This is a genomic window from Methylobacterium sp. 391_Methyba4 (assembly GCF_029691625.1).
In the GTDB taxonomy this organism is placed as follows: domain Bacteria; phylum Pseudomonadota; class Alphaproteobacteria; order Rhizobiales; family Beijerinckiaceae; genus Methylobacterium; species Methylobacterium fujisawaense.
In genome coordinates this window covers 4468137-4494191 of sequence record NZ_CP121475.1, presented here as the reverse complement: position 1 = coordinate 4494191, position 26055 = coordinate 4468137, and the positions used below count along the sequence as shown (strand labels likewise).

Annotated in this window: 17 protein-coding genes; 5 read left to right on the top strand and 12 right to left on the bottom strand. The window is 71.4% G+C overall.

Annotated features, from left to right (window positions below):
- Positions 1 to 3 precede the first annotated feature (3 nt).
- Complete coding sequence (locus tag P9K36_RS21080; RefSeq protein ID WP_043347099.1) at positions 4 to 861, bottom strand: prephenate dehydratase; 858 nt, start codon at positions 859 to 861, stop codon at positions 4 to 6.
- 24 nt (positions 862 to 885) lie between these two features.
- Positions 886 to 1629, bottom strand: coding sequence for a 3-deoxy-manno-octulosonate cytidylyltransferase (locus P9K36_RS21075; RefSeq protein ID WP_043347096.1), 744 nt, complete (start codon positions 1627 to 1629; stop codon positions 886 to 888).
- Between the two features lie 308 nt (positions 1630 to 1937).
- Between P9K36_RS21075 and P9K36_RS21070 the strand changes: the two genes are divergently transcribed.
- A complete protein-coding gene (locus tag P9K36_RS21070; protein WP_111473645.1) occupies positions 1938 to 2915 on the top strand; it encodes a cytochrome c family protein in 978 nt (325 codons plus the stop codon).
- A gap of 209 nt (positions 2916 to 3124) precedes the next feature.
- Positions 3125 to 4240, top strand: coding sequence for a multidrug effflux MFS transporter (locus tag P9K36_RS21065; protein WP_051044765.1), 1116 nt, complete (start codon positions 3125 to 3127; stop codon positions 4238 to 4240).
- A gap of 81 nt (positions 4241 to 4321) precedes the next feature.
- Here the strand turns inward: P9K36_RS21065 and P9K36_RS21060 are convergent, their stop codons facing one another.
- Positions 4322 to 4831 (bottom strand): N-acetyltransferase, encoded by a 510-nt coding sequence (locus tag P9K36_RS21060; RefSeq protein WP_043350027.1) that lies wholly within the window; start codon positions 4829 to 4831, stop codon positions 4322 to 4324.
- Between the two features lie 64 nt (positions 4832 to 4895).
- A complete protein-coding gene (locus P9K36_RS21055; protein ID WP_278305938.1) occupies positions 4896 to 6092 on the bottom strand; it encodes an MFS transporter in 1197 nt (398 codons plus the stop codon).
- Positions 6093 to 6172: 80 nt separating this feature from the next.
- On the opposite strand from P9K36_RS21055, the gene P9K36_RS21050 reads away from it, so the two are divergent.
- Positions 6173 to 6964, top strand: coding sequence for a helix-turn-helix transcriptional regulator (locus P9K36_RS21050; RefSeq protein WP_236952718.1), 792 nt, complete (start codon positions 6173 to 6175; stop codon positions 6962 to 6964).
- Between the two features lie 13 nt (positions 6965 to 6977).
- Here the strand turns inward: P9K36_RS21050 and P9K36_RS21045 are convergent, their stop codons facing one another.
- The 8 genes from P9K36_RS21045 to P9K36_RS21010 form a co-directional block, all read right to left on the bottom strand.
- Positions 6978 to 8441, bottom strand: a complete 1464-nt coding sequence (locus tag P9K36_RS21045; RefSeq protein WP_278305936.1) for an FAD/NAD(P)-binding protein — start codon at positions 8439 to 8441, stop codon at positions 6978 to 6980.
- A 224-nt stretch (positions 8442 to 8665) separates the two neighbouring features.
- A complete protein-coding gene (locus tag P9K36_RS21040) occupies positions 8666 to 9772 on the bottom strand; it encodes a microcin C ABC transporter permease YejB (RefSeq protein ID WP_043350022.1) in 1107 nt (368 codons plus the stop codon).
- A gap of 4 nt (positions 9773 to 9776) precedes the next feature.
- Positions 9777 to 11576 carry an extracellular solute-binding protein gene (locus P9K36_RS21035; RefSeq protein WP_278307314.1) on the bottom strand — a complete coding sequence of 600 codons (1800 nt, stop codon included), beginning with the start codon at positions 11574 to 11576 and terminating at the stop codon, positions 9777 to 9779.
- A gap of 62 nt (positions 11577 to 11638) precedes the next feature.
- A complete protein-coding gene (locus tag P9K36_RS21030; protein WP_278305935.1) occupies positions 11639 to 13552 on the bottom strand; it encodes an extracellular solute-binding protein in 1914 nt (637 codons plus the stop codon).
- 150 nt (positions 13553 to 13702) lie between these two features.
- Positions 13703 to 15787 carry a hypothetical protein gene (locus P9K36_RS21025; protein ID WP_278305934.1) on the bottom strand — a complete coding sequence of 695 codons (2085 nt, stop codon included), beginning with the start codon at positions 15785 to 15787 and terminating at the stop codon, positions 13703 to 13705.
- 214 nt (positions 15788 to 16001) lie between these two features.
- Positions 16002 to 18821: a DUF4159 domain-containing protein gene (locus P9K36_RS21020; protein ID WP_278305932.1), complete on the bottom strand. Its 2820-nt coding sequence runs from the start codon at positions 18819 to 18821 to the stop codon at positions 16002 to 16004.
- A 7-nt stretch (positions 18822 to 18828) separates the two neighbouring features.
- Positions 18829 to 19740 carry a DUF58 domain-containing protein gene (locus P9K36_RS21015; protein WP_278305931.1) on the bottom strand — a complete coding sequence of 304 codons (912 nt, stop codon included), beginning with the start codon at positions 19738 to 19740 and terminating at the stop codon, positions 18829 to 18831.
- A gap of 103 nt (positions 19741 to 19843) precedes the next feature.
- The gene (locus P9K36_RS21010; protein ID WP_043381190.1) at positions 19844 to 20848 is read right to left on the bottom strand and encodes a MoxR family ATPase; all 1005 of its coding nucleotides are present in this window, start codon (positions 20846 to 20848) and stop codon (positions 19844 to 19846) included.
- Between the two features lie 356 nt (positions 20849 to 21204).
- Between P9K36_RS21010 and P9K36_RS21005 the strand changes: the two genes are divergently transcribed.
- On the top strand, positions 21205 to 24351 hold the full coding sequence (locus tag P9K36_RS21005) for a rhamnan synthesis F family protein (protein WP_278305930.1): 3147 nt from the start codon (positions 21205 to 21207) through the stop codon (positions 24349 to 24351).
- A gap of 19 nt (positions 24352 to 24370) precedes the next feature.
- On the top strand, positions 24371 to 25903 hold the full coding sequence (locus P9K36_RS21000) for a glycosyltransferase (protein WP_043758945.1): 1533 nt from the start codon (positions 24371 to 24373) through the stop codon (positions 25901 to 25903).
- Positions 25904 to 26055: the final 152 nt, after the last annotated feature.

Below are 26055 nucleotides of genomic sequence, written 5' to 3'. Positions count from 1 at the left end.
GGATCACTCCGCCGCCGGCCGTGCCATCTCGCGGAAGGGGTGGGCCGGGTAGGTGCCGATCACCCGCAATTCGCGCGAGAAGTAGCCGAGTTCGTCCAGCGCCCGGCTGAGGCCCGGATCGTCCGGATGGCCGTCGACCTCGGCGTAGAACTGCGTGGCGGTGAATTCGCCGTCGACCATGTAGCTCTCGAGCTTCGACATGTTGACGCCGTTGGTCGCGAATCCGCCGAGCGCCTTGTAGAGCGCGGCCGGGATGTTGCGCACGCGGAACACGAAGCTCGTCACACAGGGCACGGTGCCCTGTTCCACCGGCTGGGGCTCCGGGGAGAACACCACGAACCGGGTGGTGTTGTGCGCCTCGTCCTCGACGTCGCGCTCCAGGATGTCGAGGCCGTAGACTCCGGCGGCGAGTGCGGGCGCCAGAGCCGCCCGGCTCGGGTCGCCGATCTCGGCGATCTCGCGGGCGGCCCCGGCGGTGTCGCCGGCGACCACGGCCTTCAGGCCGAGCCGGCGGATGATCCGGCGGCACTGGCCCAGGGCATGGACGTGGCTGTGGACGCTCTTCAAAGCCTCGCGCTGCGTGCCCGGCAGGACCATCAGCTGAAAGTGGATCGGCAGGAAGTGCTCGGCCACGATGTGCAGCGGCGAGATCGGGATCAGGTGGTGGATGTCGGCGACGCGGCCCGCGATCGAGTTCTCGATCGGGATCATCGCCCGCTGGGCGCGCCCCTCTGTCACCGCCGCGAAAGCGTCCTCGAAGGTCGGGCAGGGCAGCGGCGTCCAGTCCGGATACGCCTCCGCGCAGATGATGTGCGAGTTCGCCCCGGGCTCCCCCTGATAGGCGATGGTGCGGTCTGTCATGGCGGTCTGGATTCGTTCGTCGGGTCAGTTCAGGCGCCGGCTCTGGAGCAGGGCGCGGGCGCGCTCCAGGTCGGCGGGGGTGTCGACGCCCAGCGGCAGGTCGTCGACGATGGCGGCGTCGATGCGCATGCCGGCTTCGAGCGCCCGCAGCTGCTCCAGCTTCTCGCGCATCTCCAGCTCGCCGGGCGGCAAGGCCACGAATCGGCTGAGCGCCCTGCGCCGGTAGGCGTACAGGCCGATATGGTGCCAGAGCGGCCCGTCGCCCCAGGGAGCCCGGGCGCGGGTGAAGTACAGGGCGCGCAGGCGCCCGGGACCGACCATGTGGCCGACGAGCTTGACCACGTTCGGGTTGTCGGCCTCGTGGGGGTCGGTGATCGGCGCACAGAGGGTGACGATGTCGACGGTGCGGTCGGCCAGCGGCACGATGGAGGCGCCGATGATCGCCGGGTCGATGGTCGGCAGGTCGCCCTGGACGTTGACGACCACGTCGTGGCGACCTTCCGGGTCGACGATGTCGAGCGCCTCGGCGAGGCGGTCGGAGCCCGACGGGTGATCGGCCCGAGTCATCACCGCGAGGCCGCCCGCGGCCTCGACCGTCCGGGCGATCTCCGCCGTGTCGGTGGCCACCACCACGGGGCCGATGCCGGCCTCCATGGCCCGGCGCCAGACATGGACGATCATGGCCTCGCCGGCGATGTCGGCCAGCGGCTTGTTCGGCAGGCGGGTCGCGGCGAGGCGGGCCGGGATCAGGACCAGGGGATCGGACATCGAGATTCGGATCCGGATGCGCGGATCGGGGCCGCGGCGGCAGGCGGCCGGCTGCTTAACAGGCCGGCCCCCGATTGTCGTCCCCCCGGAGACGGGCCGGAGCGCAGTGGAGAAAATGTGCCACTCGGTGACAAGCTGGGCAATTCAGTGGAACAATCCTGCGCTGGAGCGACGCGGAGCCCTCTGGTGGCATTGTCAGGAGCCGCCCGGAACCGCTAAGGCAACCTCGAAATCTTCCAATGTCCGGTGTCCGAGCCCGCTCGCCCGTGTCAGGCGCGCGATCGGCACGGCCGAGTTGCGAGAAGAGCATGAACTCGTTCGAGGTGAACAAGGTCCTGGGTGCGGTCCTCGGCGCCCTTCTGTTCGCGGCCGGATCGGGTTTCGTCGCCGAATTGATCTACCACCCGAAGCCGGCGGGCAACGCCGGCTACGACCTCCCCGAGCCGCAGCCCGAGGCCGCCGCCGCGGCCCCCGAGGCCAAGGTCGAGCCGATCGCCGTCCGCCTCGCCAGCGCCAATGTCGAGAAGGGCGAGGCCGGCACCAAGGCCTGCCATGCCTGCCACAATTTCGAGAAGGGCGGCCCGAACAAGGTCGGGCCCGACCTGTACGGGGTCGTGGAACGGCCGAAGGCCTCACATCCGGGCTTCGACTATTCAGCGGCCCTGAAGGAGAAGGGCGGCACGTGGACCTATGCCGACCTCGACGGGTTCCTCACCAACCCGAAGGGCTACGTGAAGGGCACGAAGATGGCCTACGCCGGCATCGCTTCGCCGCAGGAGCGGGCCAACGTCATCGCCTATCTGCGAACCCTGGCCGAGACGCCGAAGCCGCTCCCCGCTGTCGATAAGGACGAGGCCCCGTCGGCTGCGCCTGCGGCGGCGAAGCCTGACGACAAGCCCGCGGCTGCGCCCGCCGAGAAGCCGTCCGCCGACAAGCCCGCCGCCGGCAAGGCGTCCGAAGGCAAGGACAGCCCGGCCAAGCCCGCCGATACCGGCACCGCCAAGCCGGTCGAGGCGAAGTCGCCCGGCAGCCCGCGGACGACCGGTGAATCGAGCGACCGGAACGCCCCAGCTCCGCCGGCCGGCGCCCATGACAGCGACCAGCAGGGCCAGCCTTCGAGCCTGATCCCCGCCGAGCCGACCGCGCCGACGGCGCCGGCCGCCAAGGAGCCTCCCGCGCAGGCCAATCCCGAGGCGGTCGACCGGGCGAAGGATCTCGAGGTCGGCGGCCCGACCAAGGACCTGAACGCGCCGCTGCCGACGCCGCAGCCGCTTCCGAAGGAGTAGAGGCACGGGCCGGGCGCGGGGCTCCGGACGGTCCCGCCCCTCGCGCGTCAGGCGCGTTCCGCCGGCATGGCTCCGGGCGCGCCCCTTGCTCTAAGGCGGCCGCGCCCCGGCATCGTGCCGGATTGAAAACCGCGTAGGACCCCTTGGCTGACCGAAGTTCCGTTGGGGAGGAGCGCCGGGCGCCCCTCCCGCTGCTCGTTGCCGTGACCATGACCGGGACGGTGGCGCTGCACATCTTCGTGCCGGCGCTGGCGGCGGCGGCCGTGGACCTCGGCACCAACGCCGCCGGCGCGCAACTGACGATCACCGTCTACCTGATCGGGCTTGCGGGCGGTCAGCTGCTCTACGGCCCGCTCTCGGACCGGTACGGCCGGCGGCCGGTCCTGATCGGCGGCCTCGGCCTCTATCTCGCCGGATTGCTGCTCGCGATCCCGGCGCCGAACATCGGCGTCCTGCTCGTCGCCAGGGTCCTGCAATCGCTCGGCGCCTGCGGCTCCCTGGTGATCGGCCGGGCGATGGTGCGCGACGTCTCCACCCGCGAGGACGCCGCCCGGAAGCTCGCGATCCTCACCACCGCGATGACGCTCACGCCCGCCCTGGCGCCGGCGATCGGCGGCGTCGTGACCGAGGCCTTCGGCTGGCGCGCCGTGTTCGTGGTGCTGGCCGGCCTCGTCGCCCTGCTGGGCGCGCTCGTGGTCTTCACCCTGCCCGAGACCAACCGCCACAAGGTGGCGCTGCCGGGATTCGTCGCGGTTCTGTCCGGCTACCTCCGGCTCGTGCGGATCCCCGTGTTCCGCGCCTATCTGGTGGCGGGGGCCTGCGGCGGGACGAGCCTCTACGCCTTCCTGGCCGTGGCGCCGTTCCTCCTCGTGGACCGGCTCGGGCGCTCCTCTCAGGAGGTGGGATTCGACTGCCTGATCGTCGTGTTCGGCATGGTCGGCGGGGCCGTCCTGGCGAGCCGGCTCGCCGCCAGGGTGCCGATCCGAAAGGCGGCGCGGAGCGGCAATCTCCTCTGCATCGCCGCGGCGCTGACGCTGCTGATCGTGGACCGCACCGGGATGCTCGGCGTCGTCAGCCTGATCGTGCCGCTCTTCGCCTACGCGGTGGGCGTCGGCCTGCTCAGCCCCAACGCGGTGGCGGGGCTGATGAACGTCGATCCGCACGCGGCCGGGTCCGCCTCGAGCCTCTACGGCTTCACGCAGATGACCTTCGGGGCGCTGTTCACGGCGGCCGCCTCCGCCTGGCCCGCGACCTCGGCGACGCCGGTGGCGCTGGCGCTCCTCTCCGCCGGGCTGATCGCCGCGCTGGCGCTCCGGCGGGCCTGACGGGCTCGCGCTCGCCGACGGCGTCAGTTTCCGTTGCCGCCATGGTCCCCGCGCGCTGCCGGAGGCGCGCGGCGGCGTCCCTTAAAGCGACGCGCCGCGGGCCTCGACGAGGCCGGACGCGCCTGCGCTGAAGCCGTCGGCCAGTTCCAGCCACAGCAGGCGCGCGGGGTCGACCGGTCCCGGCAGGCTCAGGCGCCCGGGCGGGACCGGCGTGAAGCCGAAGCGGGCGTAGTAGGGCGCGTCGCCGACGAGGATCACGAGACCCTCGCCCGCCTGCCGCGCCCCCTCGATCGCCGCGCGGGTCAGGGTACCGCCGATGCCGCGGCCCGCGAAGCTCGGATCGACGGCCAGCGGACCGAGCATCACGAAGGATGTCGCCCCGGTCCGCACGGGCCCCATCCGGACCGAGCCGACGAGGAAGCTGCCCACCGAGGCGGTGATGCCGAGATCGATCCGCTCGGCCGCGCCCTCGCGGAGGCGGTAGGCGGTACGGGCGAAGCGGCCGGGGCCGAAGGCCCGGGCATGAAGCCGCTCGATGGCGGGGGCATCCTCCGGCCGCTCGGGCCGGATGACGAGGGACAGATCGGTCACGGGTTGCTCGCGGCTCGGACCGGCGCCGCGTAGCAGCGCCGGGCCGGACCCGCAAACCGCCGCGCTACTCGGCGGCCGCCAGAGCGGGCCGTCCGCCGCCCTGGGTCAGCCGCAGGAACCCGAGGGCCGAGAGCCAGATCACCGCGCCGCAGGCGGAGGCGACGCCGAGAACCAGCGCGAAGCCGCCGCGGTCATGCAGGAGGGCGATCGCCGGCACCACGAAGCCGCTCGCCGTGAAGCCCACGAAGTAGCGCAGGCTGTAGGCCCGGGCCCGGTAGACGGGCGGGACGTAGCGGGCGATCATCGCGTCGTTGATCACCACCTGCCCGTAGATCGCCGTCATGGCCAGCACGAGCCCGGCGAGCAGCGGCAGGCCGGTGGAGAGGGCGGCGATCCCGAGCCCCACCGGCTGCAGCACCGAGAGCGCCACGAACAGGGACGGCAGGCTGTAGCGGTCGATGAGGCGGCCCATGGCCAACTGCATCAGCGCGCCGAACAGGAACACGCCGGTGGCGAGGGAGCCGGTGAGCGCCAGCGGCAGCGCCTGCCCGACGCCCTCGTCGATCACCTTCGGCAGGCTGATCGTCGTCAGGTTGAAGGTCAGGCCGCCCGCGAAGATCGACAGGGCGAACATCGCCAGCAGCGCCCAGGGCCGGGTCACCGGGATCACCGCCGCGCCGCCGGCCTTCTGGCCCGAGGCGTCCCCGTCGCCCGGCACCAGGGCCAGGAAGGCGGCCCCGCAGGCGAGGCAGACGAGGCCCGGGACCACGAAGGCCGCGCGCCAACTGACGGCGGCGGCGAGCAGCGCCGTGAGTCCGGAGGCCGAGGCCGCGCCGAAATTGCCCCAGACGCCGTTGATGCCGAGGTCGCGCCCGAGCCGGCGGGCATGGGTCACCAGCATGGCCGAGCCGACCGGGTGGTAGATCGCCGAGGCGAGCCCGAGCACGCAGAGCCAGAGGGCGAAGGCCAGCGGCGTCGAGGCGCTCGCCACGCCGAGGCAGGACAGGCCGTAACCGAAGAAGAACACCGCCAGCATGTTGCGCCGCCCGAACCGGTCGGCGAGCGAGCCCATCGGGAGGGAGCACAGGCCGAAGGCCACGAAGGCGCCGGTGGCGAGCCCGATCAGCTCGCCGTAGCCGAGCCCCGTCTGGGCCGCGATGGCGATGACGGCGGTCGGGTAGATCAGCAGTACGAAATGGTCGAGGGCATGCGCGACGTTGACGAAGCGCAGGGTGCGGCGGGACAGCGTATCGGAATCCATCGCGGCGTATCCTCCGGGACTGCGCGCTGATAGCCTGACCCGATGGTGGTGTTGGGCCGGATATGTATGCGAACGGGCCAATGTTGACGGAGGCACCTGTCGCCGCGAAGCGGTCGACCGAGGCGGCCGACTATCAGGACGTCCCGCGCCCGGTCGCAGTGATGCCCAAGACCTACGCGGCCGGGATGCATCTCGCCCGGCACTTCCATCCCCGCGCGCAGCTGCTCTACGCCACGACCGGGCTGATGATGGCGTTCGCGGAGGACGGCACCTGGGTGGTTCCCGAGGGGCACGCGCTCTGGATCCCGCCGCGGCTGCCGCACGCGGTCGCGACCCACGGCGCCGTCTCGATGTGCTCGGCCTATCTGGATCCCGCCGCGGTTCGGTCCTTCCCGGCGAGTTGCCGGGTGATCGCGGTGTCGCGGCTCCTCGCCTCCGCGCTTACGGCGCTGGCCGAGGAGCCGGTGCTCTACGCAGAGGATGGCCGCGGCGGCCATCTCGCCGCTCTGGTCCTCGACGAGATCGGCCGGGCCCCCGCCACGCCGCTCGCCCTGCCACTGCCGCGCGACGCACGCCTGCGCCGGGTCTGCCTGGAGCTGATCGAAAATCCGGCCTCGGAGGACGACCTCGATGCCTGGGCCGACCGGGCCGGGGCGAGCCGGCGCACGCTGACCCGGGGGTTCCGCGCCGAGACGGGCCTGAGTTTCGGTGATTGGCGGGCCCGGGCCCGGGTGATCCGTGCGCTGGCGCTCGCGGCCGAAGGACGCCCGCCCCGGGTTGTGGCGGCGGCGGTGGGGTATCGAAGTGTCCAGACACTACGACTGACGGTGGCGCGGGTGCTCGACGCTCACCCTCCCCGCTCGGCAACCTGATCGGGACCGACTCTCAAGCCTGTGCAGAGGGCTCAAGCGATGCGGACGGTTCCTGCGCCGCCGCGACGGACCGAGCCAGGTCGACGGCTTGGTTGCGGATGTCCGGCACGGCCGTGCATTCCCAGTATGCGCCGCGGAGCAACGGGCCCAGAGTCCAGAGGCGCGCCGCTGTATCGGATGCACCCAGGACCGTCAGATCGGGGCGCACGGCAAGACCGAGGCCGAACGGACCGGCTCGGACAAGGCCGCGACCGATCAGATTGCGCAGAAGCGGGTCGGTCGTATCCGCGACCCGTCCGACGCCGCGAACATCGAAGATGCGCTGCACGCCGAGGGTTCTGGGTTCGGATGCCCCCCGCGGCCGGTACGTGACGCGCGCTTCACCGGTCTGATCCTCGATCGCCACCAGCTTTCCGGCGAGCACCTGAAGCGAGCCGGCTTCGATCTCGTCGGCGATGGCCGCGCCCGTGGGCGGTGCGGAGCGGTGCCGATGCGTGTCCCAGAACGGGCGGAGATGGCGCAGGAAGCGCGCCTGGTCGGCTGGCGGCAAGCCGAGCCAGAGGGCGTCCGTAACCGGCCGCAGAGCGTCGATCACCCCGTGCCAGGCGATGCGAGCCTCCGCCGCGGAGGCGACCTCCCGGCGGATCCGGCCCAGAAGCCGGGTGATCGAACGGGTCTCGGCGGCCGTGAAGTCCGGACGCGGCCAGGGGGCGGCGCGTACGTGCACGGCCGGGATCTGCCCCCGCCGCGAGAGCGCGATGATCTGCCCGCGAAAGCCATGGCGCCGAAGACTGATCACCGCATCGACCATGCTGAGACCGGTCCCGATGATGAGAACCGGATGATCCGGATGCAGCCGCGCGTCATGCGCCGGATTCCACGGATCGCCCCGGAAGCGGCTTTCCGGTTCCTGGGGCAGGGCGAGGTTGCCCATCGCCAGCACCGCACCCGCGACGTCGACGCGTCGGCCGCCCTCGGCAACCATGACCAGACGGTCCTCGTCCGGCACGAGGTCGATGATCATGTCGTTGATCAGGTGCAGCCGCGGCGTCGAACCGCCTGTCATCGCTTCGGTCAGAAGCGCCGCCAGATAATCTCCGTATAGCCCGCGTGCCGCGAAGGTCCCGGCCGGGGTCCGCCAGATGCCCACATGTCCGTGCCCGATCGCGGGGTTGCCGGCACCGGTGCCCGCCTCACCCGCGGCGATCTTCGAAAGCCAGTCTTCGAAATGGGAGGGCCGGTCGGGATAGGCGCTCATGTTGGCGGCGCGCACGTTGAGCAGGTGGTCGGGGTTCCCGGTGGCGTAGGCGCGACCGCTCCCGAAGCGCTCTGCCCGTTCACACAACAGAACCGACTGGTGCGGCGGTAAGCGGGCGAGCAGCTGTATCGCCGCCATCGTGCCGCTGAAGCCTGCCCCGATGACGGCAATGGGAGCGGGGTGCGGCCCGGCTTCCAAGCTTTCGTGCTGGTCCGACATCGACGACGAGCCTGCGCCAGAAGACAATGCCACGACCCGTCTGCCTAAAGTCGCGGATCAGGATCGATCCTGCCCTGACATTGCCAGCAAAGGCGGTCTGTGTCAGCCGGCGTATGCGTGTTGAAGGGGTCTGGGTCGGGGTGAATCTTTTCTGTCCCGCGGGATGCGGAAGAAATTTCAGCGATCCGTATCCTTTCGTATGGTGTGGGCGCCCTGGAAAATCTTCACGTCGCCCGCGCGGAGAAGTCGATCCGCGGGTCGATCCAGACGTAGATCAGGTCGGAGAGCAGGTTCACCGCGAGACCAAGCAGCGAGAAGATGTAGAGGGTGGCGAACACCACCGGATAGTCGCGCCCGACGATCGCCCGGAACGACAGCTCGCCCAGGCCGTCGAGGGAGAAGATCGTCTCGATCAGCAGCGAGCCGGTGAAGAAGGCCGAGATGAAGGCCCCGGGGAAGCCCGCGATCACGATCAGCATGGCGTTGCGGAACACATGGCCGTAGAGCACGCGCCGCTCGGAGAGCCCCTTCATCCGTGCGGTGAGCACGTACTGCTTGCGGATCTCGTCGAGGAACGAGTTCTTCGTGAGCAGGGTCGAGGTTGCGAAGGCGCCGATCACCAGGGCGGTGAGCGGCAGCACCATGTGCCACGCGTAGTCGGTCACCTTGTGCCAGGTCGAGAAGCTCTCCCAGCCCTCGCTGGTCAGCCCGCGCAGCGGGAACCATTGGTAGAACGATCCGCCGGCGAAGAGGATGATGAGCATCAGTCCGAACATGAAGCCCGGGATCGCGTAGCCGATGATCACCACGAAGGAGGTCGCGCGGTCGAACTGCGTGCCGTCCGCCACCGCCTTGCGGATGCCCAGCGGGATCGAGATCGCGTAGGACAGGAGCGTCATCCACAGGCCGAGCGAGATCGAGACCGGCAGCCGCTCCTTGATCAGCTGGATGACGGTGACATCGCGGAAGTAGCTGCGTCCGAAATCGAACCGGACATAGTCCCATAGCATCTTGGCGAAGCGCTCGGGCGCAGGCTTGTCGAAGCCGAACTGCTTCTCGAGCTTGGCGATGAATTCCGGGCTCAACCCTTGAGCGCCGCGATAGCGGGAGCTGGCGTCGCCGCCACCGCCCGACGGCCGGCTGGCACCGCCGAGGTCGCCCGATCCGCCGGTGACACGGGACATGGCTCCGTCGCGCTGCCCCTGGAGCTGCGACAGAACCCGCTCCACCGGGCCGCCTGGGGCGAACTGCACGATCGTGAAGGTGATCAGCATGATCCCGAACAGGGTCGGGATCATCAGGCCGATGCGGCGCAGGATGTAGGCGAGCATGGCGTCAGTCCCGGCCGATCCGCTTGGCCTTGTCGGCGTCGAACCACCACGTCCCGGGTGCGCCGAGATCGTATTTCGGCGGCGTGGCCGGGCGGCCGAACACGTCCCACAGGGCGAGGCGGTGGGTCGAGGCGTACCACATCGGCACCCAGTAGCGCCCGGCCCGCAGGACCCGGTCCAGGGCCCGGCAGGCGGTGGTCAGGTCCGCCCGCGACGTCGCGTCGGCGACGGCGGTGAGCAGCGCGTCGATCGCCGGGTTCGCGATCCCCGAGAGGTTGTTGGAGCCCGCGGTCCCGGCGGACCGGGAGCCGTAGGTCTCGCGCAGCTCCGCGCCGGGGGTGAGCCCGCTGCTGTAGCGGCGCGGCGTGACGTCGAAGTCGAAATCCTTGAGCCGCGCCTGGTACTGGGACGGGTCGACCGTGCGCAGGCTCGCCTTGATGCCGAGCAGGCCCAGGTTGCGGATGAACGGCTGCGTGACCGCCTGGAAGACCGGATCCTCATCGAGGAACTCGAGGGTCAGGGGCTGGCCGCCGGGCAGCATGAGGTTGCCACCCTGGCGGGTGCAGCCGGCCTCCCGCAGGAGCGCGTCGGCGCGCTTGAGCAGCGCCCGGTCCTGGCCGGACCCGTCGGAGACCGGCGGCGTCCAGGCCTCGCCGAATACCTCCGGCGGCAGGTCCTTGAACGGCTCCAGCAGGGCGAGTTCCTCGGCCGAGGGCTTGCCGGTCGCCTTGAGGTCGGAATTCTCGAAGAACGAGGCCGTGCGCGTGTAGGCGCCGTACATCAGATTGCGGTTCGACCATTCGAAATCGAAGCACAGGCCGATCGCCTCGCGCACCCGCGGGTCGCGGAACGCCGCGCGGCGGGTGTTGATCCACCAGCCCTGGGTGCCGCTCGGCCGGGCATCCGGCACCATCTCGCGGACCACGCGACCCTCGGTCATCGCCGGGAAATCGTATCCGGTCGCCCAGACCCGGGCGGTGAACTCCTCGCGGAACGTGAAGGCGCCGCTCTTGAACGCCTCGAACGCCACGGTGCGGTCGCGGAAATACTCGTAGCGGATCGCGTCGAAATTGTTCTGGCCGACATTCACCGGCAGCTCGGCGGCCCAGTAATCAGGCACGCGCTCCAGGCCGATGGACCGGCCCGGATCGACCGTGCCGACCCGGTAGGGCCCGGAGCCGAGGGGCGCGTCCAGGGTCGAGGCCTCGAAGTCCCGGCCGGCGTAGTAGGCGGCGGAGAAGAGCGGCAGCTGCGCGACGAACAGCGGCAGGTCCCGGGCGCGGCCCGGCTCGAAGGTCACCACCAGCCGCCCGTCGCCCTCGGCCCGGGCATCGGTCATGGGCCGGATCACCTCGGCAATCTCGGGGTGGCCCTTGTCGCGCAGGAGCTTGAGGCTGAAGGCCGCGTCCCGCGCGGTCAGCGGCGAGCCGTCGTGGAACCGCGCCTGCGGGCGCAGCGCGAACGTGTAGGTCAGGCCGTCCGGACTGACCGTGACGGCGCGCGCCACCAGCCCGTAGAGGGCATCCGGCTCGTCGAGGGCCCGGACCATCAGGCTGTCGAAGGTCAGGGGCATGCCGGCGGCCCCGTCGCCGCGCAGCACGTAGATGTTGAGCGTGTTGAAGGTGTTGAGCGACTGGTTGCCGGTCGTCGCGGCGAGCTGCGCCGAGAAGCGCCCGCCGCGCGGTGCCATCGGGTTCACGTAGTCGAAATGCGCGAAGTCGGGTCCGTATTTCAGCTCGCCGAAGCTGGACAGGCCGTGGCGCTCGGCGGCGTCGGCCGCCTTGGCGCGGCGCCACGGCGGCATCGCCGCCAGGGCGCCGGCCCCGAGGACCAGCCCGCGCCGGGTCGGCAACCCGGGACCGCCCGTCAACGGGGCGCCCCGGTCTTGGTGGCCAGCTTCTCGTCGTACCACCACGTCGTCGGGAAGCCGGAGCTGGCATAGAGCGGCAGGATCGCCGGGTGGCCGAACCGGTTCCAGCGCAGCGTCCGCTGCTGGTCGGAAGACCATTGCGGGACGACGTAATCGTGCGCCAGGAGCACGCGGTCGAGGGCCCGCGTCGCCGCGATCACGGTGTGCCGGTCCTTGGCGAAGATCACCTTCTCGATCAGGGCGTCGATGCCGGGATCCTTGATCCCGATCAGGTTGCGCGAACCGGGCTTGTCGGCCGCCGCCGAGCCCCAGTACTCGCGCTGCTCGTTGCCCGGCGAGAGCGACTCGCCCCACGACGTCGTGGTGACATCGAAATCGAAGTTGCGGATGCGGTTCTGGTATTGGGCCTGATCGATCACCCGGAGGGTGGCGTCGATGCCGATCAGCTTCAGCTGCGCGGAGAACGGCAGGATCACGCGCTCGAACGTGTTCTGGAACTCCAGGAACTCGACGGTCAGCGGCTCGCCGGTCGCCTTGCTGACCATCTTGCCGCCGCGCAGCTCGAAGCCGGCCTCGCGCAGCAGGCCGACGGCCTCGCGCAGGTTCTTGCGCACCGCCTCCGGGCCGTCGTTGACGGGGTTGGCGTAGGGCGTGGTGAAGACGGCAGGCGGGACCCTGTCCCGGACGCTCTCGAGGATCGCCTTCTCCTCGCCCTCCGGCAGGCCCGATGAGGCGAGTTCCGAGCCGAAGAAGTAGGAGTTGATGCGCTTGTACAGGCCGTAGAACAGGGCCTTGTTCATCTCCTCGTAGTTCATCGCGAGGTTGAAGGCCCGGCGGACGCGCGGGTCCTTGAACTTGTCCCGGCGGGTGTTGAACGCGAAGGCCTGCATGAGGCCCATGCCGCGCTCGGGGAAGGCCTCCTTGATCAGCCGCCCCTCCTTCACGGCCGGGAAATCCTCGTAGGCGGTCGCCCAGTTCCGGGCGATGTTCTCCACGCGGAAATCGTAGAGATCGCCTTTCAGCGCCTCGACCAGCACGGTGCCGTCGCGGAAATACTCGTAGCGCTCGGTGTCGAAGTTGTAGCGCCCGGCATTCACCGGCAGGTCCTTGCCCCAGTAGTCGGGGACGCGGGTGTAGGTCGTGGTGCGGCCCGGCTCGAACTTCGCGAGCCGGTAGGGGCCCGAGCCGAGCGGCGGCTCCAGGGTGGTCTCGGTGACGCTGCGCGGCTTGCCGTTGGCGTCCTGGGCGGTCCACCAGTGCTTGGGCAGGACGCGCAGCTGCCCGATCACCTGCGGCAGCTCGCGGTTGCCGGTCTCCGTGAAGGTGAAGGTCACCTCGCGCGGCCCGGTCACCGCGGCCTTGGCCACGGTCTGGTAATAGGCGGCGTAGAACGGGCTGTTGGCCTTCAGCACGTCGAAAGACCAGACCACGTCCTCGGGGGTGATCGGCTTGCCGTCATGCCAGCGGGCGTTTTCGCGCAGCCGGTACGAGACCGAGCCGAGATCGGGGGCGATCCGCACAGCCTCGGCGAGCAGGCCGTAGGAGGTGAACGGCTCGTCCGAGGACTCGGTCATCAGCGAATCGTAGATCTGCTGGATGCCGTTCTCGAGGTCGCCCTTCAGGCCGGCGACGACGATGTTGAAATTGTCGAAGCCGCCCTGGGCCCCGAACCGGACCATCCCGCCCTTGGGCGCGGCCGGGTCGGCATAGTCGAAATGCTTGAAGTCGGGGCCGTATTTCGGCTGGCCCATCAGCGTGATCGCGTGGGTCCACTGGCCGTTGGCGGCCGGCAGGGTGGCCGGCGTCGACGGCATCGCGACCGGTTCCTGCGCGTGGGCCGGAACGAGCTGGAGGCAGGCGAGGAGGAGCGTCGCGGCGAGGAGGCGTCCAGTCACGGTCTGCGCTGTCACGGGCAGGCTGTCTCCGTTGCATCGGGCCCGCGCGGGCGCGGACAACTCGAAAATATCAGGGGGTCATAGGACGCGGGCCGCCATCCGTCGACCATGCGGGGCCGCACGCCGCCCGGCGCGAGCGACGGCCATTCCCCATCCGAAGGCCTGTCACGCCGCCCGGCCCCGTCTGCCCTCGACCAGCCACATGGCGAGCAGGGCGGCCGCCAGGGCGGCCAGCGCCGCGAGGCCGAGTGCCAGGGGATAGACCTCGACGCCGCGGATATTGGCGCTGTCGCTCGGCCGGAAGCCGATCCAGTCGCTGCCTGCGAGGCGACCGCCGCGCACCAGGGCGAGGCGCGGGACCTGGATGCCGCCGCCGGCCTCGGCGACCCGGCGCACCGAGCCGCTCGATCCGTCGGCCACGGCCTTCAGGCGGTCGGTGTCGCTGAACACGTCGGCGAGTTCGCGCGGATTAGCCGGGCCGACGCTGACGAAGGCCACGAGGTTTCCCGAGCGCAGCGTGTGCAGCCCCAGTGTTTCCGCATCGAAGGTCGCCGTGAACAGACCCGGTTCACCGGGCTTCAAGGTGAGGGTCGTCACCTTGCCCGTGGGACCGGTGACGGTGACCGGCTCGGCCTGGTCCGCCATGGTCTGGCGCTCCACCCGGACCTCGCGGCCGCGTCCGGTGGTCTGCGCGCGCAGCGCCTCCTCCTCCAGGGCCGGCTCCTTCATGAGCCAGTGGCCGAGGCGGCGCAGCAGATCCAGATACGGCCCGCCCTCCTGGTAGCCCCGGGCCCAGAGCCAGGCGTGGTCGGACAGGAGCAGGGCGACCCGGCCCTTGTCCTCGCGCGAGAGGGCGAGCAGCGGCAGCCCCTCGGCCCCCGACAGGATCGGCTGGATGCCGGGGCGGGTGCGCGCCTCCACGATGCGCAGCCAGTCGCCCCAGGCGGGCGGGTTCGCATCCGAGCCCGGCAGGGCGCGGGTCACCGGGTGGCGCTGGCCGACCTGCGTCGGCGTCGCCTTGTAGGGCTTCTCGACCACGCGCCCGTCCGGGTCGCCCGGCAGGATCCCGGCCAGCCGGGTGCGCGCCAGGCTCGCCGGTCCGGCGAATTCGGGCCCGGCCGCGATGAGGAGCGCGCCGCCCTCGCGGACGTAGCGGACGATGTTGTCGAAATAGGCCTGCGGCAGCACGCTCTGATTGGCGTAGCGGTCGAAGATGATCAGGTCGAAGTCCTTGATCTTCTGGACGAACAGCTCGCGCGTCGGGAAGGCGATCAGGGAGAGTTCCGAGATCGGCGTGCCGTCCTGCTTCTCCGGAGGGCGCAGGATGGTGAAGTGGACGAGGTCGACATTGGCGTCCGACTTCAGGAGGTTGCGCCATGTGCGCTCGCCCTGGTGCGGCTCGCCGGAGACGAGGAGCACCCTGAGCTTCTCGCGGATCCCCTCGATGGGCAGGACCGCGCGGTTGTTCACCGTGGTCAGCTCGCCCGGCAGCGGCTCGACCTCGATCTCGACGACGTTCGGGCCGCCATGCTCGATGCGCAGGTTGAGGGAGAACGGCTTGTCGGTGGCGACGTCCCGCCGGCCGATCTCCTCGCCGTCGCGGCGCACGGTGACGACGGCGTGGCCGGTCCCGCCGCGCTCCATGACCTCGGCGCGGATCGTCAGATCCTTGCCGACGATGCCGAAGCGGGGCGCCTCCAGGAGCTTGATCTGCCGGTCGCGCTCGTCCGGATGACCGGTGACGAGGACGTGGAGCGGCGCCTTGATGCCGAGCTGCGCCAGGGAGGCGGGGATGTCGTGCACCACGCCGTCGGTGAGCATCACGATCCCGGCCAGGCGTTCCGGCGGCACGTCGGCGAGGGCCTGGCTCAGGGCCGTGAACAGCTTGGTGCCCTCATCGCCGTCCTTGGAATCCGGCACGTCGATGAAGCGGGGCTCGATGTCGGCGAGCGCACCGAACCGGCGCTGCAACTCGGCACGGACCGCGTCGGTCATCTGCGGCCGGTCGCCCAGGGCCTGGGATCCGGACCGGTCGACCACGATGGCGGCGACGTCCTTCACGGGCTCCCGGTCCTCGCGCACCAGCGCCGGGTTGGTGAGCGCTGCCAGAACGAGAGCGAGGACGAGCACGCGCAGCAGAGCGGTCCGGCCCCGGGCCAGGACGGCGAACACCGCCAAGACGACGACGATGACGCCCAGGACGGCGATCGCCGGCCAGGGCAGGAGGGGGGTGAAGCTGAGGCTCAGCATGATGGTCCGGCCTCCGGGATGCGTATGCGGGACGAGGCGGTCGACCGATCAAATCCCCTCATCCTGAGGCGCCGCGTCGGCGGCCCCGAAGGAGGGCTCCAGGGATCGCCGAGACCTCTGGAGGGCTCCTTCGAGGCGCCCGCTGCGCGGCCGCACCTCAGGATGAGGACGATGGATGGGAGCACGCGCGGCCTTGGGAACGTCGCGACGGTCGTCACTGCCCCAACCGCTCCAGCAGCGCGGGCACGTGGACCTGATCCGCCTTGTAGTTGCCGGTGAGCGTGTACATCACGATGTTCACGCCGCCCCGGAACGCCATCTCGCGCTGGCGCTGGTCACCGCCCACGACGGGATAGAGCGGCTCGCCCCGACGCCCCACCGCCCAGGCGGCGGCGAGGTCGTTGCTCGTGATGATGATCGGGCTCACGCCGTCGCCGGCCCGGGCGGGACGGCGTTCGACGCCATCGGCGGCCGGTGGCAGAGCCTCCACCCAGGTCTGGCCGGTGGCGTAGCGACCCGGAAAGCTGTCCACCAGGTAGAACGCCTTGGTCAGCACGTGGTCGAGGGGCACCGGCTCCAGCTCCGGGACCTCGAGCGTCGCCAGCATCTTGCGGAGATACGCGGCCTCCGGGGTGGGCGGACCGCCAGGACGGGCGGTGAGCCCGTCCCGGGTGTCGAATAGGACGGTCCCGCCGTTGCGCATGAACGCGTCGATCTTGCGGATCGCCACGTCCGAGGGCTGCGGCCGGTTCGGGGCGATCGGCCAGTAGATCAGCGGGTGGAAGGCCAACTCGTCCTTGGCCGGATCGATGCCGGCGGGCTCACCCGGCTCCAGGGCGGAGCGCGCGGCGAGCATCTGGGTCAGCCCGGTGAGGCCGGTCCGGCTCGCCTCGTCGACGGCGGCGTCGCCCGTGATCACGTAGGCGAGGCGCGTGACCAGTGCCGATTCGACGCCGTTCGGCCGGTTGGCCGGCGGCTCCTCGGCCTGGGCAGGGCGCACCGGCAGGGCGGCGAGCAGGAGCAGGGCGCCGAGAGCCAGAGCGACCGGCCGCCCGCGGAGGCGAGCCGCCAGGCCGCCGCGCCGCAGGAAGCCGCCGAGCCACAGGCCCGCCAGGGTGTCGAGGGCCAGCAGAAGCAGCGCCAGGGTGAACAGGCTCGGTCGCAGGTCCAGGGTCTCGGCGCCCGCCAGGGAGCCGAACCGGGCGCCGTCGAGGGCTGCGGCGTCGAGGGGCTTCAACCGATCATCCGGTTTCAGGGCGTTCACGCTGATGCCTCCGTCCGGCGGGCCGTAGAAGCCCGGCGGATGCTCAAGGGTCGCCCGGTCGGCGTAGTCGGCCGACACCGCGGTGGCCGAGGCCGGCGGCGAGCCCAATGCGCCAAACCCGTCGAGGGTCACCCGCGGGGCGAGCACCGGCGCGGTGGCCCGGGAAGGATCCCCCTGCACCGGTGCCGAGGCGCCAGCCAACGCCACGACGCGCCGGAGCATGTCGATGAACAGGCCCGAGAGCGGAAGGTTCGACCACGTCGTGTCGGCGGTGACGTGGAACAGCACGATCGTGCCCTGGCCGCGCTTCTGCGCGGTGACGATCGGGGTGCCGTCCTGGAGGGAGGCCCAGGTCCGATTCGGCAGGTCGCCGTCCGGCTCGGCCAGGATCTGGCGGCGCACGCCGATATCGGCCGGCGGCGTCAGGCCCGCGAAGGGGCTCTCGGGCGGGAACGGCGCCAAGGTCTTGGGGCTGTCCCACGAGAGGGTGCCGCCGAGCGTCCGGCCGCCCCGGCGCAACCGCACCGGCACCAGCGGATCGTTGCCGGCAGCGAGCCGCGGGCCGGCGAAGCGCAGCAGCATCCCGCCCTCCTTCACGAAGCTCTCGATCCGGGCGGTGGTCTTCTCGTCCAGCGCGCCGACATCGGCCAGAACGAGGACCGAGACTTGATTGTCGAGGAGCTGGTTGATCGACTCGGCGATCCCCTTGGCGCCCCGCGGCTCCTGAACGTCCGCGAAGGGCTGAAGCGCCCGGGACAGGTAGTAGGTCGGCGCCAGCAGGGGCTGTGCCTGGTCGAGGGTGCCGCCGAAGACGAGGCCGACCCGGCGCCGCTTGCCGCGCTCGTCCTGCAGCACCACCGCGCCGGCCGAGCGCTCGCCCGCGATCTCAAGCCGGCTGATGCTGTTGCGCAGCTCCACCGGCAGCTCGAAGGTCGCGTCCGCCTCGGTGGCGTCGGCCGCGAAGGCGAAGTCGCGCTCGGCGAGCGGCAGGCCCTTCTGGTCGAGCGCCCGGATCAAACCGGTATCGCGCCCGTTCGGCGCGGCCCGCAGGGCGTGCGTGACGAGCTTGCCGGCGTTCTCGGTGGCGGTGAGGGCCAGGGCCGGCGGCCTGTCGGCGCGCAGCACCGTGAGGGCGGCGCCCTTGTCGCCGGCGAGATCGGCGAGACCCTTTGCGAAGCGCGTATCGTTCGCGCCGGCGACGCCGTCGCTGATCCAGACGAGGGCGGCACCCCGGTTCTTGTCCAGGAACGTCTCGATCGTGGCGAGATGCGCGTCGCGGGCGGGGAGGATCGGGCGCGGCGCCAGGGCGCGCAGACGCTCCAGGGCGGCGGCCGGCGTCTTCGCCTCGAAGGCCGATGGCGCGTCGGCGAGCCCGATCACCGCCACCGGACGGCCGTCACGGGCCGCGCCCTCCACGGCGTCGGTGGCGACGCGCAGCCGGTCGCGCCAGTCGTGGGCGGCGGGGAAGCCGTTGTCGAGGAGCACGAGGAGGGCGCTGCGGCCGCCACCGGCCCCGATGCCCCCGGCATTCCAGACCGGGCCGGCCACCGCCAGGATCAGGGCGGCGGCGATCAGCAGCCGGAGGATCAGCAGCCAGGGCGGTGTCCGCGCCGGGGTCTGCCGCTGCGGCATCAGGTCCGCGACGAGCTTCAGCGGCGGGAAATTGATCCGCCGCGGGCGCGGCGGGGTCACCCGCAGCAGGAACCACAGGGCCGGCAGGCCGATCAGGGCGGCGAGCGCCAGCGGGGCGGCGAAGGTCAGACCCAGCATGGCCACCTCACTCCGTGCCGCGGGCGGCGATCAGCGTGGCGAGCCGCAGGGCCGCCTCGCTCGCCGGCCGGTCCGTCCGATGGATCGTCAGCGTCCAGCCCTGGCCGCGGGTGATCGCCGAAAGGGCGGCCCGGTGCTCGGCGATCCGGGCGCGGTAACGCGCCCCCCAGGCATCGGCGTCGCCGATATCGAGGCTGAGGCCGCCCTCCAGATCGTGCAGGACCGCCTGCCCGGTGAAGGGGAAGGTCTCCTCGATCGGGTCCACCACCATCAGGAGATGGCCGCGGCTGCCGCGGCCGGCGAGGTTCTGCACGGCGGCGGCGATCCGGTCCGGCGCGGTCAGAAAGTCGCCGATGAGCACCACCTCGTCGAAGCGGGCGGGATTGGCCCGGGGCGGCAGGTCCTGGGTGAGGCCCGCAGGGTCGGCCACCAGCGCCTGGGCCAGACGCTCGACGATCCCCCGCGACGCGCTTGCACGGGTCAACCCGAGGAGGCCCACCCGCTCGCCGCCTTCGACGAAGGCGTCCGCCAGGGCCAGACCGAGGACCAGAGCCCGCTCGATCTTGGACGCCGACGCGAGATCCGAAACGAAGCCCATCGAGGCCGAGCGGTCGATCCACAGCCAGATGTTGTGGGCGGCCTCCCATTCCCGTTCGCGCACGTAGAGCCGGTCGTCCCGGGCCGAGCGGCGCCAGTCGACCCGGGCGGCGGCCTCGCCGGTGACGAAGGGGCGGAACTGCCAAAAGCTTTCGCCCGGCCCGGCCCGGCGGCGGCCGTGGAGGCCGTGGGCGAGCAGGCTCGACACGCGCCGCGCCTCCAGGACGAGGCGGGGCATCTTGTCGGAGAGGGCGGCCGCGCCCTCGCTCTCGCGCCGGCCGGGGCTGCGCCTGCCCGCGTCGAGGGCGTTCGTCGCCACCATCGTCAGCGCAGTCCTTCGGCGGGGTTCCGCGCTGACGACGGCTTTGGACCACGCATGTTCTTCACGTTCGCCGGCATCCGCCTCACTCGATACTGCCGAAGGCTCAGAGCTTCTCCGCAAGCTTGGCGATCAGGCCCTCGATGGTCTCGCCGTCGGCGCGGGCGGTGTAGCTCAGCGCCATGCGGTGCTTGAGCACCGGCTCGGCCAGCGCCTTCACGTCGGCCACGGAGGGCGCGACCCGGCCCTCGATCAGGGCCCGGGCGCGGGCGGCGAGCGTCAGGGCCTGGCTGGCGCGGGGGCCCGGCCCCCAGAGGAGCTTGTCCTTCACCAGGGCGTCGCCGCTATCCGGCCGGGCCGCGCGGACGAGGTCGAGGATCGCCTCGACCACGGCCTCCCCCACCGGCAGCCGGCGCACGAGGCGCTGGGCGGTGAGCAGCTGCTCGGTGGACATCACCGCGCGCGGCCGCGCCTCGTCGACGCCGGTGGTCTCGATCAGGATCCGCCGCTCGGCGGCGCGGTCGGGATAGCCGACGTCGATCTCCAGAAGGAAGCGGTCGAGCTGTGCCTCGGGCAGGGGGTAGGTGCCCTCCTGCTCGATCGGGTTCTGCGTCGCCAGCACGTGGAACGGCCGCGGCAGGTCGTGGCGGGCGCCCGCCACCGAGACGTGGCCCTCCTGCATGGCCTGGAGCAGGGCCGACTGCGTGCGCGGGCTCGCCCGGTTGATCTCGTCGGCCATCAGGAGCTGCGTGAAGACCGGCCCCTGCACGAACCGGAAGGCGCGGCGACGCTCGGCATCCTCCTCCAGGATCTCGGTGCCGAGGATGTCGGAGGGCATCAGGTCCGGGGTGAACTGCACGCGCCGCGCGTCGAGGCCCAGCACGGTGCCGAGCGTCTCCACGAGCTTGGTCTTGGCCAGCCCCGGCAGGCCCACCAGCAGCCCGTGGCCGCCGGCCAGGATGGTCACGAGGGCGAGATCGACGACCTTCTCCTGGCCGAAGATCACCCCGTGGATCGCCTCGCGGGCCGCGCCGACGGCAGCGAGGCAGCTCTCCGCGGTCGCCACGATGCCGTCGTCGAGGGTCGTGGCCGGGCTGATCCCCTGCGTCATGCCGCTATCCATCTCCTGTCCGGAGCCCCGCGGGACCCCTCTGGCCATTCCGACAAGTGTGGGGCTTCTGGTGCCGGGCTGGCAAGGTCGGGATCGCCGCACGCCATCGTCGCACGATTTTGCCCGGATGATTCGGTCCGCGGCGCCGCTATCGCGGCGTGGACCCGACACCAGAACCCGAAGCGAAACCGCCTCCCCGGGCGCAGGTCTTGGCGTCGGCGACCCGGACCTTTAGGAAGGCGCCCAAGCCGGGGCGGTCCTCACCCGCGACCGCCGGGCCGGCCGAACCCTCTGATGTCTCTCGCGGATCGCGGCGTGGGCAGCTTTGCGGGCTTCCCGCGTATCCGGACCTGACCATGCGCCTTCGAGATGTGTTCGTCGTCGGATCGTCGGAGAAGGCCGGCCTCGCCGGTGCGGCGCAATCCCTCGCGCGCCCGCTGACCCGGCGCCTGAAGCGCCGCCGCCGCAGCGAGCCCCGTCAGGCGGACCTCGTCCGCGCCGTCAAGGAATCCGGCCTGTTCGATCCGGCCTGGTACGCGCGGCGCTATCCCGACGTCGTCGGCGAGGGACTCGATCCCGCGCTCCACTACGCGGTCCATGGCGGCCGCGAGGGCCGCTGGCCGCACCCGCTGTTCCACGGCGATCTCTACCTCGATTCCGTTCCCGGCCTCCGGGCCGAGGGCATCAACCCCCTGCTCCACTATATCGACCGCGGCGCCGCGGCGGGTCTCCGGCCCAACCCCCTGTTCGATCCGGACTGGTACGCGGAGCGCTATCTCGGCGGCGCCGAGCACCGCGCCCGGGCGTTCTCCGATTTCCTGTCCCGGTCCGACACCGACCCGTCGCCGCTGTTCGACACCGCCTGGTACCTGTCCCGCTACCCGGATGCCCGCGCGGCCGGCGGCAACGCCCTCAGCCACTTCTTCGAGACCGGCCGGAAGCAGGGCTACCTGCGCAACCCGGAGGAATTCGCCGGCCTGTCCCGGCATGTCGACCTGATCCGCCGGTCGGGCCTGTTCGACGCGGCGTTCTACCGGGCGCGCTGCCCCGAGGCGGAGACCAGCGGGCTCGAGCCGCTGGAGCACTACGTGATGGCCGGCGGCTACCGCCGCTACGCGCCCCATCCGCTCTTCGATCCCGACTGGTACGCGGCGCAATCCGCCGCGGTCCGGGCCGACAGCCTCAACCCCCTGGTCCACTACCTGGAGCACGGCGCCGCCGAGGGGCTCGATCCCGGGCCCTGGTTCGACACGCGCTGGTACGCCGAGACCTACTTGGCGACCCGCGCGGCCGACGACGCGGCCGGGCAAAACCCGCTGGCGCATTTCCTCGCCGATGGCGGGCGCACGACGAGCCCGTCGCCGCGCTTCGACGCGCCCTGGTACCGCGCCCGCTACCCGAAGGTCGCCGCGCTGGGCCTCAACCCGCTGGTCGACTACGTCACCACCGGCCTGGAGGCCGGCCGCCTGACCCGCCGCGTCCCCGGCGCCGCTGTGCCGGAAGCCTCCGACGCGCGCCTCTCTTGCCTGAAGCGCACGGCCCGCCGGCACGGCCGCACGGCCCTGTTCATCACCCACTGCCCCGAGGGGCGGATCCGCGGCCATGTCGAGCCCTACCTGAGGGCCTTCGCGGAGAACGGGACCGACCTCGTCCTGATCATCGCCGCCGACCAGCACAAGAACGCCGTGCCCCAGGCGATCCTGGATCTCTGCGCCTCCGTCTATCTCCGCGAGAACCGCGGCTTCGACTTCGCCGCCTGGGCGCATGTCCTCCTGGAGGACACCGATCTCCTCGATTCCGAGACGCTCTACCTCGCCAACGACAGCCTCGTCGGGCCCCTCGACCGCGCCGACTTCGCCGGCCTGCTCACTAAGATCGACGCCTTCCCGGAGGCGGTGATCGGGCTCGCCGACAATTTCTACTACAGCCACCACCTCCAGAGCTTCTTCCTGGCCCTGAAGAAGCGCTGCCTGTCCTCCTACGCGTTCAGCCAGTTCCTCCAGGCCGTGGCGAACTGGCCGGATAAGAACGCGGTGATCACCGAGTGCGAGCTGACCTTCTCGGGACGGATGCGCGCCGCCGGCCTCGGCATGCGCAGCCTGTTCTCGGCCCAGAACAAGCACATGTCGCTGGTCAACGACCCGCGCAACAACCGCACCCTGTTCGACTGGGAGAACATGCTGGCCCAGGGCTTCCCGTTCGTGAAGCGCTCGCTGCTGGGCGAGCACGCCGCGATCGGCGGGGCGGCGGTGCGGGAGGCGATCGCCGAGCGCGGCTTCGACCTCGACCGGCTCGACGTGACCTACACGTATCCGGGCGGCAGGGTCTGGGCGGACCTGCGCAAGCCCCAGGCGCCGGAGCGGCCGCTGCGCGTCGCCTTCGTCTCGCCGATGAACTACGCCAACGGGCTCGGCGTCGCGGCCCGCAGCTACGCCCGCGCCCTGCACCGCGCGCCCTTCGCGCTGAACGTCCACCCGATGGAGCGGCCATTCCACGTCCATGCCCGGGTGGCGCCCGCGTGGCAGGCCCGGACCTTCTCGGGGCCCGCGGACGTCGCGCTGGTGCACTTCAACGGCGACAGCTGGCACTCGCTGATGAGCGACCGGCAGCGGGCGATCGCCGCGGCGGCGCGGCTGAAGATCGGGCTGTTCGTCTGGGAGACCTCCCACGTGCCCGGCGGCTGGCTGCCCACCGTCGACGGGCTGGACGCGATCTGGGCCCCCACGGAGTTCTGCGCGGCGATCTTCCGGCAGATCACCGACATCCCGGTCGACGTCGTGCCCTACGTGGTCGAGAACGAGGCCGGCGAGCCGGCGAGCGCCGCCGCCAAGGCGAACCTGCGCAAGGCCTTCGCCATCGACCCGTCCAAGCGGGTGATCCTCTACGCCTTCGACGGCTCGAGCTATCTCGCCCGCAAGAACCCGCACGCCCTGATCCGGGCCTTCCGGGCGGCCGGGCTCGGGCAGGCGGGCTGGCAACTGGTGCTGAAGACCAAGCACGTCTTCGACCTGCCCGAGGAGGGCAAGAAGCTCCTCGACCTCGTCGGAACGGCGGGCGACGTGGTGGTGATCGACCAGCCGCTCTCCCAGAACGAGCTCGGCGCACTGTTCGACCTCTGCGCGGTCTACGCCTCGTCGCACTCCTCGGAGGGCTTCGGCCTGACGATCGCCGAGGCGATGGAGATGGGCAAGGTCGTGGTCGCCACCGATTACGGCGGCTGCCGCGACTTCCTCGACGCCACCTGCGGCTTCCCCGTGAAGGCGGAGGTCACGGCCCTCGACCAGACCTACGGCCCGTATCTGCGCGGCGCCGAGTGGGGCCAGGTGGACGAGGCGGACCTCACCCGGGCCCTCAACGACGCGGCCCGGGCGGTGACCGGCGGCGACGCGGCCCGGATCGGCGCCGCCGCAAGGGCGCGCATCCGCGAGCGGCTGTCCATCGGCGCGGTGGCGACCGCTATGGAGGCGAGCCTGACCCGCCTGCTCGCCGCCGAACGGTCCTGATTCCCCGGAGACGCGACCCGTGTTGAAGAAGAAGCCGGTTCCGGCCCCGTCGGCCTCGTGGGGCACGCTCCCGTGGCCGGACGCGATCCTGCCGCTGCCCCTCGACGCGCAGGTCCGTCCCCTCGACGAGCGCCGGCTCGGCCAGATCGCGGCCGGTCAGATGCCCGCCTGCCGGGCCGTGTTCGTGGCTCCCGCAGCCTCCGAGCTGTGCCCCGACCTCGTGGCGCATCTCACGCGCGCGATGGCCGAGCGGCCCGATATCGGCATCTTCTACGGCGATGACGCCGTGGTGGACGGCGCGGGTCAGGTCCGCAGCGTCCATTGCAAGCCGACCTTCAACCCGGCCCTCCTCATGGCCGACGATTATATCGGCTTCCCGCTCCTCATCCGGGTCTCGGCCCTGGCCGGTCTGAGCCCGGATTTCGGGAAGCGCCACGGCAGCGCCGCGTGGTTCCGCGTCCTGCTCGGCGCGATCTCCGCCGGGATCGGCATCGACCGGATCCCCCAAACGCTGATCGCCTCGCCGCTGCAACGCCCGAAGGCGACGCGTACGGCCCGCGCCCACGCCCTCGACCGGTGGTTCGACGCGTCCGGCATGCCCCTGCGCGCCGCCCCCGGGCTGACGGCGGACACGCTGGAGATCCGCCGGACCTTCGACGCGCGGCCCAGCGTGACCCTGGTGGTGCCGACCAACCAGAGCCGCCCGAAGGACGATCAGGGCCGCGTCGTGGAGGGCGCCAAGCCGCATGTAATCAACCTGCTCGACAGCCTCGGCCGCAGCACCTACCCGGCCGACAGGATCCGCGTGCTGATCGGCGACGACGTGGCCGACGACGCGATCTATCGCGGGCGCTCCGACCGGTTCGCCGTGACCCGCCTGCTGACCACCCGGGCTCCGGGGGAGCGGTTCAACTACGCGGCCAAGATGAACACGCTCTGGCGCGCGGCCGAGACGGATCTCGTCATCCTGATGAACGACGATCTCGTCGTGCGCCGGCCCGGCTGGATCGAGGCGCTCCTGGCCTTCGCGCTGGACCGCGGCGTCGGCGGGGTCGGCGGCCGGCTGCTGTTCCCCACGGGCAAGATCCAGCATGCCGGCATGACCGGCGGCATCTTCGACGTGTTCGCCCACCCCTGGTACAATCGGGACGCGGCCGAGCCGACCTACGGCGACTGGGCCCTGACGCAGCGCGACTGCTCGGCGGTGACCGGCGCGCTCTTCGCCACCCGCAAGGCGGTGCTGGAGGCCGTGAACGGCTTCGACGAGGCCTTCGCCCTCGACTTCAACGACGTCGACCTGTGCCTGAAGATGCGGCAGCTCGGCTACCGCATCGTCTACACGCCGTTCGCCGAGATGGCGCATCACGAGAGCGCCTCGCGGCAGACCAGCTTCGCGCCAGGCTCGCAGATCGCGCGCTTCCTGCGCCGCTGGGGCGACGTCATCGCGGAGGATCCGGCCTACAGCCCGCAACTGCGCATCGACACCGATGTCGTCGCCCCGCGGGCCGACGCGACGCGCTGGATCACGGAGCGCCGGGCCGACGCGGCCTGAGCCGGATCGCACGGGCGGCCCGGGCCGCGTCCGCTCCGGCGCGGGCGCATTAAGGACGACCCAAGAAGATCTTGGGGTTGTGCTGGAACAGGGTCGCCCGAGCCGCTACCCCTGCGCGGGCAATGCGCGGATAGTCTTGTCTTCGCCTGAAA